1 protein-coding gene is annotated in these 399 nt (G+C 56.1%); it reads right to left on the bottom strand.

Annotated elements, in window-relative coordinates:
* A partial coding sequence (locus NE664_15135) for an ATP-binding cassette domain-containing protein (GenBank protein MCQ4727967.1) occupies positions 1–399 on the bottom strand: 399 nt, incomplete at both ends.

The following is a 399-nucleotide window of genomic DNA, read 5'->3' as shown; positions in this document are numbered from 1 at the left end:
TATCGATTCATCGTGCGTGACGACGATGAGGGTCTGCCCGTATTTCTTATTGCTTAATTTCAGCAGACTGATGATTTCCTGCCCGTTGCGGCTGTCCAGGCTTCCGGTCGGTTCATCGGCCAGGCAGACCTGCGGGGCGTTCATCAGAGCCCGCCCGACGGATACCCGCTGCTGCTGGCCGCCGGAGAGCTGGTTGGGCAGATGTGTTCTGCGGTCTTCCAGCCCAAGCATTTCCAACAGTTCGTTCAGCCGTTCCTCATTGACCTTCCGTCTGTCCATCAGAACAGGCAGCGTTATATTTTCCTCCACATTCAGGGTCGGAATGAGGTTGTGGAACTGGTAAATCAGCCCTACCTGCCGTCTGCGGAAAATAGCCAGCTTGTCATGGCCGCCCGCATA

Source organism: Anaerotignum faecicola, assembly GCA_024460105.1.
In the GTDB taxonomy this organism is placed as follows: Bacteria; Bacillota; Clostridia; order Lachnospirales; family Anaerotignaceae; genus JANFXS01.
This window is presented reverse-complemented; position numbering and strand designations above follow the sequence as displayed.